General features: G+C 70.1%; 15 protein-coding genes. 12 read left to right on the forward strand and 3 right to left on the reverse strand.

Annotated elements, in window-relative coordinates; translation table 11 throughout:
* Positions 1-23 precede the first annotated feature (23 nt).
* The 4 genes from ASD69_RS01745 (at position 24) to ASD69_RS01760 (ending at position 2,916) form a co-directional block, all read left to right on the forward strand.
* Positions 24-374 (forward strand): MmcQ/YjbR family DNA-binding protein, encoded by a 351-nt coding sequence (locus ASD69_RS01745; RefSeq protein ID WP_056173206.1) that lies wholly within the window; start codon positions 24-26, stop codon positions 372-374.
* Between the two features lie 91 nt (positions 375-465).
* Positions 466-1,380: a cation diffusion facilitator family transporter gene (locus tag ASD69_RS01750; protein WP_056173211.1), complete on the forward strand. Its 915-nt coding sequence runs from the start codon at positions 466-468 to the stop codon at positions 1,378-1,380.
* 109 nt (positions 1,381-1,489) lie between these two features.
* Positions 1,490-2,470, forward strand: coding sequence for a DUF1963 domain-containing protein (locus ASD69_RS01755; RefSeq protein WP_056173213.1), 981 nt, complete (start codon positions 1,490-1,492; stop codon positions 2,468-2,470).
* Positions 2,470-2,916, forward strand: a complete 447-nt coding sequence (locus ASD69_RS01760) for a GNAT family N-acetyltransferase (RefSeq protein ID WP_056173216.1) — start codon at positions 2,470-2,472, stop codon at positions 2,914-2,916. The genes ASD69_RS01755 and ASD69_RS01760 overlap by 1 nt, the downstream gene beginning before the upstream one ends.
* A gap of 19 nt (positions 2,917-2,935) precedes the next feature.
* Here the strand turns inward: ASD69_RS01760 and rlmJ are convergent, their stop codons facing one another.
* Positions 2,936-3,799, reverse strand: coding sequence for a 23S rRNA (adenine(2030)-N(6))-methyltransferase RlmJ (gene rlmJ, locus ASD69_RS01765; protein ID WP_056173218.1), 864 nt, complete (start codon positions 3,797-3,799; stop codon positions 2,936-2,938).
* Positions 3,800-3,988: 189 nt separating this feature from the next.
* Here rlmJ and creB point away from each other — a divergent pair, with 189 nt between their 5' ends.
* The 5 genes from creB to ASD69_RS01790 all read left to right on the forward strand — a co-directional run bounded on the left by creB (position 3,989) and on the right by ASD69_RS01790 (position 9,301).
* The gene (creB, locus tag ASD69_RS01770; RefSeq protein ID WP_056173221.1) at positions 3,989-4,666 is read left to right on the forward strand and encodes a two-component system response regulator CreB; all 678 of its coding nucleotides are present in this window, start codon (positions 3,989-3,991) and stop codon (positions 4,664-4,666) included.
* A 9-nt stretch (positions 4,667-4,675) separates the two neighbouring features.
* Positions 4,676-6,124: a two-component system sensor histidine kinase CreC gene (gene creC, locus ASD69_RS01775; RefSeq protein ID WP_056173224.1), complete on the forward strand. Its 1,449-nt coding sequence runs from the start codon at positions 4,676-4,678 to the stop codon at positions 6,122-6,124.
* A gap of 183 nt (positions 6,125-6,307) precedes the next feature.
* Positions 6,308-7,684 (forward strand): cell envelope integrity protein CreD, encoded by a 1,377-nt coding sequence (gene creD, locus ASD69_RS01780; RefSeq protein ID WP_056173226.1) that lies wholly within the window; start codon positions 6,308-6,310, stop codon positions 7,682-7,684.
* A gap of 127 nt (positions 7,685-7,811) precedes the next feature.
* Positions 7,812-8,420 (forward strand): GNAT family N-acetyltransferase, encoded by a 609-nt coding sequence (locus ASD69_RS01785; protein WP_056173229.1) that lies wholly within the window; start codon positions 7,812-7,814, stop codon positions 8,418-8,420.
* Complete coding sequence (locus ASD69_RS01790) at positions 8,417-9,301, forward strand: carbon-nitrogen hydrolase family protein (protein ID WP_056173232.1); 885 nt, start codon at positions 8,417-8,419, stop codon at positions 9,299-9,301. Before ASD69_RS01785 ends, ASD69_RS01790 begins: the two co-directional genes overlap by 4 nt.
* A gap of 139 nt (positions 9,302-9,440) precedes the next feature.
* Here the strand turns inward: ASD69_RS01790 and ASD69_RS01795 are convergent, their stop codons facing one another.
* Both ASD69_RS01795 and ASD69_RS01800 read right to left on the reverse strand, forming a co-directional pair.
* Positions 9,441-9,983, reverse strand: coding sequence for a phosphatase PAP2 family protein (locus ASD69_RS01795; RefSeq protein WP_157499095.1), 543 nt, complete (start codon positions 9,981-9,983; stop codon positions 9,441-9,443).
* A gap of 5 nt (positions 9,984-9,988) precedes the next feature.
* Positions 9,989-11,170 (reverse strand): glycosyltransferase family 1 protein, encoded by a 1,182-nt coding sequence (locus ASD69_RS01800; RefSeq protein WP_056173238.1) that lies wholly within the window; start codon positions 11,168-11,170, stop codon positions 9,989-9,991.
* Between the two features lie 194 nt (positions 11,171-11,364).
* Between ASD69_RS01800 and ASD69_RS01805 the strand changes: the two genes are divergently transcribed.
* From ASD69_RS01805 to ASD69_RS01815, 3 genes are read left to right on the forward strand one after another with little or no spacing between them, the layout of a single operon-like run.
* Complete coding sequence (locus tag ASD69_RS01805) at positions 11,365-11,775, forward strand: GntR family transcriptional regulator (protein ID WP_056173241.1); 411 nt, start codon at positions 11,365-11,367, stop codon at positions 11,773-11,775.
* A gap of 36 nt (positions 11,776-11,811) precedes the next feature.
* Positions 11,812-12,741: an ABC transporter ATP-binding protein gene (locus tag ASD69_RS01810; RefSeq protein WP_056173244.1), complete on the forward strand. Its 930-nt coding sequence runs from the start codon at positions 11,812-11,814 to the stop codon at positions 12,739-12,741.
* A 28-nt stretch (positions 12,742-12,769) separates the two neighbouring features.
* Positions 12,770-14,587 (forward strand): hypothetical protein, encoded by a 1,818-nt coding sequence (locus ASD69_RS01815; protein ID WP_056173246.1) that lies wholly within the window; start codon positions 12,770-12,772, stop codon positions 14,585-14,587.
* Positions 14,588-14,647: the final 60 nt, after the last annotated feature.

A 14,647-nucleotide genomic window follows, 5' to 3' on the forward strand; every position in this document is an offset into this window, starting at 1 on the left:
TTGCGGCTTCATTTCGGGATCACATGGACGAAAAAACCTTGCGCGCCTGGGTCGGCGCCTGGCCCGGGGTGGTCGAAGACCTGAAGTGGAAGGAGGTGACGGTCTTCAGCGTCGGCGGGCGGATGTTCTGTGCCTGCCGGCTGCAGGGACCGGAGCCGGGCGGGCTCAGTTTCCGGGTCGAGGACGAGCGTTTCCTGGAGCTGACCGAGCGCCCCGGCTTCCGCCCGGCGCCGTTCCTGGCCCGCGCGCATTGGGTCAACGTGCTGCAGCCGCAGCGCCTGCCGGCGGCCGAGCTGCAGGCTTTGCTGCGCCGCAGCTACGAGCTGATCCGGGCCCGCCTGAGCAAGAAGCTGCAGCGCGAACTGGCCGATTGACCGGCCGGCCGCAACCGCCACGCGCGCCTCCGGGGCGCGCAGGCGCGGATGCTAGACTCCGCCGCTTCCGAACCTCACGAGCAGGACGACCATGGCAGGTGGTGGTGATTCGACCCGCGCGATTCTGTTCGCGCTGGGCGCCAATTTCGCGATCGCGGTGGCCAAGGGCGTGGCCGCGTTCTTCACCGGTTCCAGCGCCATGCTGGCCGAGACCGTGCACTCGCTGGCCGACTGCGGCAACCAGCTGCTGTTGCTGCTGGGCCTGCGCCAGGCCAAGCGCCCGCCGTCGCCGGATTACCCGCTGGGCTACGGCAAGGCGATCTATTTCTGGTCCTTCCTGGTCGCGGTGATGCTGTTCACCGTCGGCGGCATGTTCTCGCTCTACGAGGGCATCCATAAGCTGCAGCACCCCGAGCCGCTGAAGCAGTGGTGGTGGGCGGCCGGCGTGCTCACCTTCGGCATCGCCGCCGAGGCGGTGTCGATGCGCGCCTGCCTGGTCGAGGTCAACAAGGCGCGCGGCAGCCGCAGCCTGTGGCAGTGGTTCCGCGAGAGCCGCCAGGCCGAACTGGTGGTGATCTTCGGCGAGGACCTGGCCGCGCTGCTGGGCCTGGTGTTCGCGCTGGCCGCGGTGATGACCGCGGTGATCACCGGCAACCCGATCTGGGACGCCATCGGCACCATCGCCATCGGCGCCCTGCTGATCGTGGTCGCGGTGTTCGTGGCGATCGAGGTCAAGGCGATGCTGATCGGCCAGAGCGTCGATCCGGCGCGTCAGCAGCAGATCCGCGACTTCCTCAACGGCCGCCCCGAGATCGCCCAGGTCATCAGCGTGATCACCCTGCAGCTGGGCAACGAGGTGATGGTGTCGGTGCAGGCGCGCATGCGCGAAGAGCACAGCGTGCCCGCCCTGACCGACCAGATCAACGTGGTCGAACGGGCGATGAAGCAGGCCTTCCCGGAAGTGCGCTGGAGCTTCTTCGAGCCGGATACCAAAGCCGGTCTCTGACGCCGCGACGGCTGCGAACGAAGACGCCACGGGGCACAAATCCCGTGGCGTTTTTCATGGCCGGCGCTGGGCGATAATCGCCGCGATCGGGCAGGGAAGGGACGCGGGCATGAAAACGCTGCATGCGGTGTTGTTGTCGACGGGCTTGGTGGCGGCGGTCGGCGGGGTGGTGGCGTACGCCGCCTACGCCTACACCGCGGAGTTGCGGGGGCGGATGCATGACGCGGTGAGCGCGGCCCCGCCCAAGAAAGCGGACCCCGCCGCGCAGGCGCTTAGCGAGCGTGCGGCCGAGGAGCTATTGGCCTCGCTGCGCCCGCGCCTGGCCGCGAGCGAGCGCCCGGTGCGGCATATCGCGCTGACGCCGATGGCGCAGGACCAACTCAAGGCCAGCAAGGTCGGCGGCCGCGCCTACTGGGCCGCGGGCCGCGACTATCCGCGCGATCCCGGTGGCCGGCCGCTGGTGCTGCTGGCCCAGGTCGACCTGGCCGAGGCGCGCTTGGACGGCGCGCCGCAACAGGGCCTGTTGCAGTTTTTCATTTCCGACAGCGGCGACTATTACGGCGCCAACTTCGACGACCCCAAGCACGACGGCATGGACGCGTTGAGGCAGGCGCGGGGATTTCGCGTGGTGCATTGGCCCGACGCGAGCGCACCGGCGGTGGCGCCGCCGGCTCGGCCCGGCGGCGAGCAGCGCCTGCCGTTCGAACCGGACCAACCTCGACGGATGCGCTTCATCGCCGAGCGCGAAAGCCTGGGCAGCAACGACAGCGGCTGGCCCGCGGCGATCGGCGAGTCGCTGGACGAGCGCGTCGAGGCCTACGTGCGGGCGCATCCCGAGCAGGACAGCGATGCGCTGACCGACGCCCTGTTCGAGCGCTTGTCGCGCAGCGGCCACAAGTTCGGCGGCCACCCGGACTTCACCCAGAGCGACCCGCGCGAGGCCGGCGACCGCCAGGTGCTGTTGCTGCAGCTCGACAGCGACGAGGTCATGATGTGGGGCGACTCGGGCATCGCCAACTTCTTCATCGACCCCGACGATCTCAAGCGCGGCGAGTTCGGGCGTGTCGCCTACCACTGGGATTGCTATTGATGCGATTGCGACGGTACCTGCCGGCCGATCGCGCGGCCTGCCTGGCGCTGTTCACCAGCAACGTGCCCGACTACTTCGCCGAACTCGAACGCGCCGATTTCATCCAGACCCTGGACGAAATCGACGATTACTTCGTGATCGAGGCGCCGGGCGAGGGCCTCGTCGCATGCGGCGGCTACGCGGCCCTGGACGACGCGCCCGAGGTCGCCGGCCTGTGCTGGGGGATGGTGAGGCGCGACCTGCACCGGCGTGGCTACGGCGAGCATCTGTTGCGAGAGCGTCTGCGTCGCATCGCCGCCGAGCCGGCGTTCGAGCGCATCGTGATCGAGACCACTCAATTCAGTCGCGCATTCTTCGCTCGCCACGGTTTCGTCGCCACGCGCGAGGTGGCCGACGGCTTCGCGCCCGGCTACGACCTGGTCGAGATGCAGCGGCCCGCGCGCTAGCCGACCAGCCGCGACGCGCTCAGGCGTCGGTCCGCGCCAGCCACTGCAGTTGCGAACTGGCCGCCGGGGTTTCGCCCAGAGCCTTGCTCAGCAGGGGCAGCACCGCGCCCAGGGTCTGGTCCACCTGATACGGCGGATTGACCAGCAGCAGACCGCTGCCGTTCATGCGCAGCGGCGAATCGTCGGCGCGCACCAGCAGCTCGGCGGCCAACACCGACTTGGCCGGCAGCGCGGCCGCGCGACGATAGAACGGCTGCAGCGAGCGCCGCAGCTTGATCGGATACCACAACGCGTAGCAGGCCTGCGGCCAGCGCCCCAGACCCTCACGCAGGGCGCCGATGGCGGTGTCGAACTCCTCCAACTGCGCCTCGTAGGGCGGATCGATCAGGACCAGACCGCGGTTGTAGCGGGTGGCGCCGATCTTGGGCGGCAGCAGAGCCTTCATCGCGGCGTAGCCGTCGCGCTGGTGCACGGCCATGCGCGGGTCGCGGGCGAAGTTGTGTTCGAGCTGGGAGGCTTCCTCGGGTTGCAGCTCGCAGGCGGCGATGCGGTCGTCGGCGCGCAGCGCGTGCGCGAGCAGCCAGGGCGAGCCGGGGTAGGCGGCGCTGCCGTGCTCGGCGCGACAGGCCTTGACCGCACCCAGATAGCGCGCGATCGCCGGATGCTTGGGCGCCTCGGCCAGCAGGCGGGCGATGCCGCCCTCGGCCTCGCCGGTGCGCAGCGCCGAATTGCCGTCCAACGGGTAGAGCCCGCGCCCGGCATGGGTGTCCAGCGCGAACAGCGGCGCGGGCTTGACCGCGAGAGCGTCGCACAGCACCAGCAGGGCGACGTGTTTGAGCACGTCGGCATGGTTGCCGGCATGGAAGGCGTGGCGGTAGTTCATTGGAGCCGGGATTCGGGATTCGGGATTGGGGATTTGGGATTTGGGATTCGCAAGAGCCAAGTCGGGCGGCAAGGGCTGCTGAGCCTGGGCGGCGACTCGCACCATACAGAACCGGCACCCGCTGAGCCTAGCGATTATGCTTTGCCGTAACGAATCCCCAATCTCCAATCCCGAATCCCGGCCTTCCACATGCCCCGCATCCTGCTGGTCGACGACGAACCCGCGATCGCCGCCACCGTGCTCTACGCGCTGCGCGCCGAGGGCTTCGAGGCCGAGCACTGCCTGACCGGCGGCGAGGCCCTGCGCGAAGCCCAGCGTCAGGCCTACGACCTGGCGGTGCTGGACGTCGGTCTGCCCGACATCGGCGGCTTCGCCCTGTGCCGCGAGCTGCGCCGCGAGCGCGACCTGCCGGTGATCTTCCTGACCGCGCACGATGCCGAGGCCGATCGCATCCTCGGCCTGGAGATCGGCGCCGACGACTACGTGACCAAGCCGTTCTCTCCGCGCGAACTGGTCGCGCGCGTGCGCGTGGTGCTGCGGCGCGGGCGCGCCCAGGCCGAGGCGCCGGCCGCGGCCGAGGGCGCGTTCCGCCACGATCCGGAAGGCAAGCGCATCCGCTACCGCGGCCAGCCGCTGGACCTGACCCGCTACGAGTACGGCCTGCTGGCCGCGCTGCTGCAACGGCCGGGCGCGGTGCTGTCGCGCGCGCAGCTGATGGACCGGGTCTGGGGCGACGCCCTGGACAGCGGCGACCGCACCGTCGACACCCATATCAAGACCCTGCGCGGCAAGCTGCGCGAGATCGACGGCGAGTCCGATCCGATACGCACCCACCGCGGACTGGGCTATTCGCTGGATGCGAACTGAGCCGCGCGCATGAAGATCGGGTTGCGCATTTTTCTGGGTTACTTCTGCATCGTCGCGCTGGCCGCGCTGCTGCTGACGCGGGTGTTCCTGGCCGAGGTCAAGCCCGGCGTGCGCCAGGCGATGGAAGACACCCTGGTGGATTCGGCCAACGTGCTGGCCGAACTGGCCACCGACGATTTCATCGCTGGGCGCATCAACGACGGCGCCTTCGCCCGGCGCGTGCGCGAGCTGCGCGGGCGCGACTTCGGCGCCGAGATCTGGGGCTTCGGCAAGCGCGCCACCAACTACCGTCTGTACATCACCGACGCGCGCGGCATTGTGGTGTTCGACAGCGACGGCCGCGACCTGGGCCGCGACTACTCGCGCTGGAACGACGTCTACCTGACCCTGCGCGGGCGCTACGGTGCGCGCTCCACGCCCAGCGATCCGGACGATCCCAACTCCAGCGTGATGCACGTGGCCGCGCCGATCCGCGACCCGGCCGGCCGCATCATTGGTTCGCTGACCGTGGCCAAGCCCAACCGCACCATCGCGCCCTTCATCGAGCGTAGCCAGCGCGTGGTGCTGCGCTGGGGCGGCGTGCTGATGGGCACCGCGCTGCTGATCGGCCTGTTCGCGGCCTGGTGGCTGTCGCGCCAGCTCAACGGCCTGCGCCGTTACGCGCACGCGGTCAGCGCCGGCCGCCGCGCCGAGCTGCCGGCCTCGGTCGGCGAGTTCGGCGAACTCGGGCGCGCGCTGGAGAGCATGCGCACCCAGCTCGAGGGCAAGCAGTACGTCGAGCAGTACGTGCACACCCTGACCCACGAGATGAAGAGCCCGCTGGCGGCGATACGCGGCAGCGCCGAGCTGCTGGAAACGCGGCCGGGCGAGGCGCCGATGGCGGAGGAGGACCGCGCGCGCTTCGCCGCCAGCATCCGCCGCCAGAGCGACCGGCTGGCGCAGATGATCGACAAGCTGCTGGCGCTGGCCGCGGTCGAGCACCGCCAGCGCCTGGACAACCCCGAGCCGGTGGACCTGGCCGCGATCGCGCGCGAGGCCGCCGAACAGTGCGCGCCGCGCCTGGCCCAGGGCGGCTTGCGCCTCACGCTGGACCTGGCAGAAGACCTGCCCACCCTGGACGGCGACCCCTTCCTGCTGCGCCAGGCCCTGGTCAACCTGATCGACAACGCCGCCGATTTCTCGCCCGCGCAAGGCGAGATCGCGCTGCGCCTGTACCGCGACGGCGAGGCCCAGCGCGTCGACGTCGGCGACCGCGGTACCGGCGTGCCCGAATACGCGCTGCCGCGCGTGTTCGAACGCTTCTACTCGTTGTCGCGCCCGGCCGGCGGCAGCCGCAGCAGCGGCCTGGGCCTGTGCTTCGTGGCCGAGGTCGCGGCCCTGCACGGCGGCCACGCCGCGCTGAGCAACCGCGATGGCGGCGGCGCCCTGGCCAGCCTGGTGCTGTCGCGCGGCCTGTAGGCCGCGCGAGGAGTGAGCTTAGAGGAGTGAGGAGTGAGCGAAAGCCGCTAGCGCACTCGCTCGCTCCTCACTCATCCACGCTCACTCCTAGCCCCAACACTTCACCATCGCTTCACCGTTCCCCCATCCTCCCCACCCAGGCCGCGCCCATCCTGCCGTCACCGCAACGACAGGAGAGGGGACATGCGACTTTGGTTGAAAATATTCTTGGTGCTGGGCATGACCCTGGCGATCCTGATTCCGCTGCTGCTGATCCGCGGCGTGATCAACGACCGCCAGAGCTATCGCAACCAGGCCGTGGCGACGATCGCGCGCAGCTACGCCGGCGCCCAGGCCTTCACCGGCCCGGTGCTGGTGGTGCCGTACACCGACTTCATCGAAACAGACGAGAAGGACGAGAAGGGCTTCGTGCGCCGGGTCGTGCGCGAGGAAAGCAGTCGCTGGACCTATTTCCCGACCACCCTGGACGTGCGCGGCCCGCTCAAGCCCAGCACGCGCCGGCTGGGCCTGCACGAGGTGCGGGTGTACGAGTGGCAGGCCCAGGCCAAGGCCGACTTCCGCGCCGAGCTGCCCAAGACCGCGCTGCCCGCCGGGCATACCCGCAAGATCGGCCGGCCCTGGTTGAGCTACGGCTTCGCCGACGTGCGCGGCCTGCTGTCGACGCCGGCGCTGCGCATCGACGGCGCCGCGGTCGAGGTCGAGGAGGGCATGGGCAGCCGCGACGGCGGCGGCGTGCACGCGCGTCTGGCGGTGCCGGAGCCCGGCCAGGTGTTGAACCTGCGCACCCAACTGGACTTCAACCTCGGCGGCACCGAGTCGCTGGCGCTGGTGCCGCTGGCCAAGAGCAACCGCTTCGCGATCCAGTCCAGCTGGCAGCACCCGCGCTTCGGCGGCAGCTTCCTGCCGCGTACCCGCGACATCGGCGCCCAGGGTTTCAACGCCGACTGGCAGGTGTCTTCGCTGGCCACCAGCGCGCAGCGCCAGTTCCTGGACGGCAAGACCGTGCCCAGCGTGGAAGGCGGCGAGATGAGCGGCGGCGAACGCGCCGACACGGTCGCCACCGGCGGCATCGATGCGGTCGCCGTGGCCCTGGTCGATCCGGTCAACGTGTACTCGCAGGCCGATCGCGCCAGCAAGTACGGCCTGCTGTTCGTGCTGCTGACCTTCATCGGCTTCTTCATCTTCGAACTGATCAAGCAACTGCCGATCCACCCGATCCAGTACGGCCTGGTCGGCCTGGCGCTGGCGATCTTCTTCCTGCTGCTGGTCAGCCTCAGCGAGCACATCGCCTTCGCCTGGGCCTATCTGGCCGCGAGCGTGGCCTGCATCGGCCTGCTCGGCTTCTACCTCAGCGCGGTCTTGCGCAGCGTCGGCCGCGGCCTGGGCTTCGCGGCGATGCTGGCGACCTTGTACGCGGCGCTGTACGGCCTGCTGGTGTCGGAGGACAACGCGCTGGTGATGGGCGCGGGCCTGCTGTTCCTGATCCTGGCCGCGGTGATGGTGATCACCCGCAAGGTCGACTGGTACCAGCTCGCCGGCTCGCGCCCGCTGGCGCGCTGATTCGGCGATATCGCGGCCGCGGGCAGACGCCCGCGGCCGCACTTTGTGTCATGGCCGCCGATCGGGTCGCTGCTGCGCCGGTCGGCCGCCGAGTGTCCCGTGCTGCGCTTGGCCTAAACTGCCTGTCATGAATGCGTCCCCGATCGAAATACGTTGCGTCGTAGGCGAGGCGATCGCCCCCTACCTGGACGATCTCGCGCGGCTGCGCATCGCGGTGTTCCGCGAGTGGCCGTATCTGTACGACGGCGACAGCGACTACGAAGCCCAGTACCTGCAGACCTATCTGCGCTCCTGGCGCAGCATCGCGGTGCTGGCCTTCGACGGCGACCAAGTGGTCGGCGCGTCCACCGGCCTGCCCCTGAGCGACGAGTCCGACGCCTTCCGGACGCCGTTCGCCGACAGCGCCTTCGATCCCGAGCGCGTGTTCTATTGCGGCGAGTCGGTGCTGCTGCCGACGTATCGCGGGCGCGGCCTGGGTCATCGCTTCTTCGACGAGCGCGAAGCGCATGCGCGCTCGCTGGGCGGCTACGACTGGACCGCCTTCTGCGCGGTCGAACGCGCCGCCGACGACCGCCGCCGGCCGCCGTTTCAGCGCGACAAGGACGAGTTCTGGAGCAAGCGCGGTTACCGTCGGCAGCCGGAACTGCGCGCGAGCCTGGCCTGGCGCGAAGTCGGGCGCGGCGAGGTCGCGCACACGCTGGGCTTCTGGCTGCGTGCGCTGGAGCGTCAGCGTTGAAGGTCGCGGTCGCCAAGTACCGCATCGGCGCGCCGCGCAGCTTCGCCGAGTTCGCCGACAAGCAGGCGCGCTGGCTGGGCGAGGCCAGGCGCGCCGGCGCCGAACTGGCGGTGCTGCCCGAATACCTGGCCCTGGAGCTGGGCGCGAGTTTCGGCGCCGCCACCCAGGGCGATCTGCACGCCTCGCTGATCGCGATCCAGACCTATCACGACGCCTGGCGCGAGCTGTACGGCCTGCTCGCGCGCGAGCTGCGCATGCACGTGGTCGCCGGCAGCTTTCTGCTCGACAACGGTCGCGGGCGCTATCGCAACCGCAGCTATGCCTTCGCGCCCGACGGCGGCGTGCTGTGGCAGGACAAGCTGCAGCTGACCGGCTTCGAGAAACGCGCCGCGGTGATCGAGGGCGGCGATGCCTTGCGCGTGTTCGCGCTGGGCGAGACGCGCGCGGCCATCGCGGTCTGCTACGACATCGAGTTTCCGCTGCCGGTGCGCGCCCAATGCGAAGCCGGCGCGCGCGTGCTGATCGCGCCCAGCTGCACCGACACCGAGGCCGGCGCCACCCGCGTGCGCGTGGGCTGCCTGGCGCGCGCGTTGGAGAACCGTTGCTTCGTCGCCCAGGCGGTGACCGCGGGCGACGCGGCCTGGAGCCCGGCGCTGGACACCAACACCGGCGAAGCCGCGATCTATGCGCCGATGGACGTGGGCCTGCCCGCGGACGGCATCGTCGCGATCACCCGCGGCGATCAGGCCTGGGCGGTGGCGGACCTGGATTTCGCCGCGCTGGACGCCAGCCGCGCGCAGGCGCAGGTGGCGAACGATCGCGACTGGGCGGGGCAGAGCGCGCCGGCGATCGAGCGGGCGGCCTTGATGGAGTGGGGTTGAGGCCTAGAGGCTCTCCGGGCCGCCCCTTTTCCCCCGCGCGCTTCTAGCCCCTCTCCCGCCTGCGGGAGAGGGGTTGGGGTGAGGGCCGCCGCAAGCGAACGAACGCACAGCCAATGACGCGCGAGAGAAGCGCCCCACCTCAACCAAACAACGACACCCCAGGCACCAACCACAACGACAGCCCCGCCAAGGCACTCCCGATCGCCGTCGCCGCCAATACATCGCTGGGGTAATGCAGCCCCAGCACCACGCGCGACAAGGCGACGCTGGCGGTGAACGGCACCAGCAGCCAGGCCAGCACCGGGTAATGCGCCATCGCCACCAGGCTGAAGGCGACCGCATGCAAGGTATGCCCGGAGGGGAAACTGAATTCGTCCAGCGGCGCGACCCAGGCGTGGATGCGGGTGTCGGACGCGAACGGGCGCGGCCGCCGCGTCCAGCGCTTGAGCAGCTTGTATAGGGTCAGCGCGATCGCGCCGGTGGCGGCCAGATGGGCGGAGGCCAGCAGGCCGGCGTAGCCGTCCACCACCACCAGCGTGCCCATCAGCAGGTACCAGAACACCCCGTCGCCGAGGCGGCTGATCGCGGCGAAGTAGGCGCGCGAGCCGCTGCGCTCGCAGACCCGGTTGGCGCGCAGGCACCAGCCCGAATCGCCGGCGTTGAAGCGTTTGCGCAAGGGCATGCGGTTCATACGACCTCCCGTTCGTCTTGTACGGCCAGGGTGTTGCCGTGCCGCGGCGGGCGGCGTGGCGCGGTCTCGGCCAGTCCGCTCAGCAAGGCATCGAAATCGGCGGCGACCTGCTCGGGTCGCAGGCCGGCGATCGCGGCGCGGCCGGCGCGCGCCATCGCCGCGCGCAGCGCGTCGTCGCCGCCGATGCGCGCCGCGGCGGCGATGAAGCCGGCCTCGTCGCCGTCGGCGATCGCGGCGCCATGCTCGCCATCGCGCAGGTGCTCGTGCGCGGCGCCGTAATCGAACGCGACCGTGGGCACGCCGCTGGCCATGGCTTCCAGGGTCACGTTGCCGAAGGTCTCGCTGCGGCTGGGGAACAGGAACAGATCGCCGCTGGCGAAATGCGTGGCCAGATCGGCGCCGCGCTGCACGCCGCAGAACGCGAAGTCGGGTTGCTCGCGTTGCAGCCTGGCGCGCTCGGGGCCGTCGCCGACCCAGACGAAGCGCGCCTCGGGCCGCTGTTGCTGGAGCGCGCGGAACGCGCGCACGGCCAGGTCCAGATTCTTCTCCGCTGCGATCCGGCCGACGTAGATCGCGGCCACGCCGCCGTCGGGGATGCCCCAGGCGCGACGCAGCGCCTCGCTGCGCCGGCTTGGCTCGAACAGCGCGGTGTCGACCGCGCGCGGCAGCCGCACCACATTCTCGAAGCCTTGCGCGCGCAGGAACTCGGCCAGCTCGCGGGTCGGCACCAGGGTGGCGTCGGCGTCGTTGTGGAAACGCCGCATCCAGCGCAGCGCGGTGCCGACCAGGAACGGCGCGCCGTAGTCGCGCATGTATTCGTCGAAACGGGTGTGGAAACCGGTGGCGACCGGAATGCCCAGGCGCCGCGCCGCGCGCAGCGCCGACCAGCCCAGCGGACCCTCGGTGGCCACATAGATCGCGTCGGGCGCCTGCGCGCTCCAGGCCTGGATCAGGCGCCGGGTCGCCGGCAGGCCCACGCGCAGACCGGGGTAGCGCGGCAGCGGCAGGCTGCGCAGCAACAGCTCGTGTTCGGCGCCGCTGCGTTCGTGGGCCTGGCGCGGGCGCACCAGGTCGACCCGATGCCCGCGCGCGCGCAGACCCTGTTCCAGACCTTGCACGGTCAGGGCCACGCCGTTGATCTCCGGCGGGTAGGTCTCGGTGACGATCGCGTAGCGCATGCGCGGCTCCCGGTTTGGGCAAGCCTGTTGGAAAGGCGTTAAGCGGCCATGTCAGGGCCATGACCGCGCCATGACGCGCGATGGCCGGGGTTTGCGACGAAACGCCGGATACGCCGACGAAGCCGATTGACAGGGGAGGTCGTTTCGACTGTACTAGTCACAACAGTACAGTTAGTACAGTCCAGGAGCGCCCCATGGCCCGCACCCGCCCGCTGATGATCCAGATCGCGACCGGCGATCCGCGCCCGATCGGCAAGCAGATCGCCGACGCGGTGCGCATGAAGATCGCCACCGCCGAACTCGCGCCCGGCGACCAACTGCCCAGCGTGCGCGGCCTGGCCCAGCAGCTGACGATCAACCCCAACACGGTCGCCAAGGTCTACGCCGAACTCGCCGCCGAAGGCTGGCTGGAGGCGCGCCAGGGCCTGGGCCTGTACGTGGCGCCGGTGCGCCAGCGCCTGAGCGAACCCGAGCGCGAGCGCCGCCTGGAAGAAGCCGTGCAGCGCTTCATGCAGGACGTGATCGGGCTGGGTTATGCGCCGGAGGAACTGCAGGCGCGCCTGCAGCGGGAGTTTCTCGCGCTGGTTCCGCGCAAGACCGCCTGACCCCCGATGCCCGCCTCCGATCCCAGGCCCGCCGCCATGTCCGATAGCCACGACTACGTGATCCAGACCCGGGGGCTGAGCAAGCGCTACGGCCGCAAGCTCGCCCTGGACCGCCTCGACCTGTGCATCCCGCGCGGCCGCATCCACGCCATCGTCGGCGCCAACGGCGCCGGAAAATCCACCTTGTTCCGGATCCTGCTCGGCTTCCTGCCGCCGACCGCCGGCTCGGCCAGCATCCTCGGCCGCGACAGTCAGCGGCTCACCCCCGGCGACCGCGAGCGCATCGGTTTCGTCAACGAAGAGCACACCCTGCCGGGCTGGATGCGGGTCGCGGCGGTGGTGGACATGCACCGCCGCCAGTACCCGCGCTGGAACGAAACCGCGTTCCGCGGCGTGCTCGATCATTACCACGTGCTGCCCGAACAGAAGGTCGGCCAGCTCTCGCGCGGCGAGCGCGCGGGTCTGAACCTGGCGATCGCGTTGGCGCAAGGGCCGGAACTGCTGGTGCTGGACGAACCCACCCTGGGCCTGGACGTGGTCGCCAAGCGCGCCTTCCTGGAGTCGCTGATGTACAGCAACGCCAGCGACGATTGCACGGTGGTGTATTGCTCGCACCAGATGGAGGAGATCGAGCGCGTCGCCGACAACCTCATCATCCTCGAGCGCGGTCAGCTCAAGAACATGTCGGCGCCCGAGGACTTCTGCGCGCGCGTGCGCCACTGGGTCGCCGACATTCCGTTCAAGGGCCCCGATCCGCGCACCGTGCCGGGCCTGCTGCAGTCGCAGCGCCTGGACGGCCTGCACCACTACCTGGTGCTGGACCAGGACGAGGACTTCGCTGAATTCCTGCGCGCCAGCGGCGCGCGTTCGGTGCAAAGCATGCCGGTCAGCCTAGACCGCGCGGTCAACGGCTTCCTGGCCAAGAACCACGCCGCACCGGCCGCCGCCGCGGACGCGGCGAGCTGACGCGGCCGCCATATTCGGGGACTACGCCATGTGGGATTTGTTCAAGGCCGAACTGCTGCGCTTCCGCGCCTGGGCCATCGCTTACGCCGCCGTGCAACTGGTGGTGCTCGGCTTCATGAGCCGGGTCGTCGATCTGGCGCAGCAGTCCTACCTGGTCTACCAGGTCATCGGCATCGTCTACGCGGTCAGCGGCTTGCTGCTGGGCCTGTACCAGATGGGCGGCTACCGACGTCCGAACGCCTGGTTGAACCTGCTGCACCGGCCGCTGCCGCATGCGCGCGTGGCCTTGGCCCTGGTCGGCGCCGGCGCGCTGCTGCTGGCGATCGCGGTGCTGCTGCCGTTGCTGCTGGTCGCGGCCTGGCAGGAATTCATGACCGCGCGCGTACTCGATCTGCGTCACCTGCTGCTGGCCGCCTCCGGCCTGCTGCTGGCGCTGTGCGCCTATCTGGCCGGCGGCTACGCGATGCTGGCCGACAAGCGCTACGGCTGGTCCGCGCTGGTGCTGGTGTTCGGCTTGCTGATCGCGCGCGCCACCGGCCTGGGCGCGATCGCGCTGCAGCTGTACCTGCTGATCGTGTTGGCGGCGATGTTGCTGATCGCGTTCAAGCCCGACCTGAGCGCGCCGCCGCGCAACGCCGCCGCCGCCTTGCTCACCGCGATCCCGCTGCAGTTCGCGCTGTGGTTCGCGCTGGTGATCGTCGGCTTCGGCGTCGAGTTTGTATGGATCGCGCAAGGCTCGCATCCCAACAACATGGCGGTGGCGCCGCCGGGCGGCGAGAAGGAAGCCGAATTCTCCGAAGGCAGGGACCTGATGCGCATGGGCCTGGCCGGCAGTCGCGACCCGCAGGCCGAACTGTGGCGCGAGCAGGCCCTGATCTCGGAGATCTACGGCACCGGCCCCGGACTGCGCGGCTTGCCGCAACGCAACCAACTGACCAACCGCGAGCCGATGGAGTTCGACGACGAGACGCAGCGGCAGCGCTGGGTATTCAGCCACGACCGCATGCGTTTCGAGGGTTACAGCCTGGTCGACAAGCGCGCGGTCGGCAGCCTCGGCGTCGACGGCGACGCCGCCTTCCCGCAACCCGCGCAGCCCGGTCCCGAGGGCCTGTTGGTCGCGCGCGATGCGGTCTATCAGTACGACAGCGACGCGCGCCGCGTGTTGCCGCGCGCGCGGCTGCCGCGGGGCGAAGTTCTGACCGGCCTGGACAAGGTCGGCGACAGCGCGGTCCTGTTGAGCGATCGCGCGCTGTACTTCTACGACCTGCGCGAGCTGGACAACGACGACGGCGTGCTCAAGCCGCGCCAACGCGTGGCGCTGCCGGGACGCAGCGGCGATCTGGTGCGCATCGATCTGATGGAGCTGCTGGACGGCTATCTGGTCTCGTTCCTGTTTACCTACGCCTCGCACAACGCCGAGGGCGTCTTGCCCTACCAGCAGTTGCTGCGCGTGGACGACGCCGGCCGGACGACGCCGGTAGCGCGCCGACAGCTGAGCCTGGATTACCCGATCGCCTGGCGCTACCAGAACTGGTACACCTCGCCGCTGTTGTATCGCGCGCAGAAGGCGCTGCTGGCTCTGCACTCGGGCTATCTGCCCGAACGCGACATGGCGACGCCGCAAGCACCGCGCACGGCCCAGTGGATCGCCGGCGCCTTGTTGCTGCTGTCGGTGTTGGGGGCGCTATGGCGCCTGCCGCGCACCGCCTTGTCGCGGCCGGCGCGGATCGCCTGGCTGGCGGCCTGCGCGGCGCTCGGCCTGCCGGCGCTGATGAGTTTGTGGCTGATCTACCGGCCGCGCGAAACCCTGGACGAGTTGCCATCGGCGCAAGCGGCGATGGCCTAGGCCGTCGCTCGCCGAGCCAGCACCGACCGATCAAGAACATTCAACCGTGGGCCTGCCCAG

The organism is Lysobacter sp. Root604 (genome assembly GCF_001427505.1).
Taxonomy (GTDB): Bacteria; Pseudomonadota; Gammaproteobacteria; order Xanthomonadales; family Xanthomonadaceae; genus Lysobacter.

What these genes read in the sequence shown, in the direction of transcription:
- rlmJ (WP_056173218.1), bottom strand. Translation starts at nt 3,799, where the DNA reads ATGAACTACCGCCACGCCTTCCATGCCGGCAACCATGCCGACGTGCTC.
- ASD69_RS01750 (WP_056173211.1), top strand. Translation starts at nt 466, where the DNA reads ATGGCAGGTGGTGGTGATTCGACCCGCGCGATTCTGTTCGCGCTGGGC.
- creC (WP_056173224.1), top strand. Translation starts at nt 4,676, where the DNA reads ATGAAGATCGGGTTGCGCATTTTTCTGGGTTACTTCTGCATCGTCGCG.
- ASD69_RS01805 (WP_056173241.1), top strand. Translation starts at nt 11,365, where the DNA reads ATGGCCCGCACCCGCCCGCTGATGATCCAGATCGCGACCGGCGATCCG.
- ASD69_RS01745 (WP_056173206.1), top strand. Translation starts at nt 24, where the DNA reads ATGGACGAAAAAACCTTGCGCGCCTGGGTCGGCGCCTGGCCCGGGGTG.
- ASD69_RS01795 (WP_157499095.1), bottom strand. Translation starts at nt 9,983, where the DNA reads ATGCCCTTGCGCAAACGCTTCAACGCCGGCGATTCGGGCTGGTGCCTG.
- ASD69_RS01785 (WP_056173229.1), top strand. Translation starts at nt 7,812, where the DNA reads ATGAATGCGTCCCCGATCGAAATACGTTGCGTCGTAGGCGAGGCGATC.
- ASD69_RS01800 (WP_056173238.1), bottom strand. Translation starts at nt 11,170, where the DNA reads ATGCGCTACGCGATCGTCACCGAGACCTACCCGCCGGAGATCAACGGC.
- ASD69_RS01755 (WP_056173213.1), top strand. Translation starts at nt 1,490, where the DNA reads ATGAAAACGCTGCATGCGGTGTTGTTGTCGACGGGCTTGGTGGCGGCG.
- creD (WP_056173226.1), top strand. Translation starts at nt 6,308, where the DNA reads ATGCGACTTTGGTTGAAAATATTCTTGGTGCTGGGCATGACCCTGGCG.
- ASD69_RS01810 (WP_056173244.1), top strand. Translation starts at nt 11,812, where the DNA reads ATGTCCGATAGCCACGACTACGTGATCCAGACCCGGGGGCTGAGCAAG.
- creB (WP_056173221.1), top strand. Translation starts at nt 3,989, where the DNA reads ATGCCCCGCATCCTGCTGGTCGACGACGAACCCGCGATCGCCGCCACC.
- ASD69_RS01760 (WP_056173216.1), top strand. Translation starts at nt 2,470, where the DNA reads ATGCGATTGCGACGGTACCTGCCGGCCGATCGCGCGGCCTGCCTGGCG.
- ASD69_RS01815 (WP_056173246.1), top strand. Translation starts at nt 12,770, where the DNA reads ATGTGGGATTTGTTCAAGGCCGAACTGCTGCGCTTCCGCGCCTGGGCC.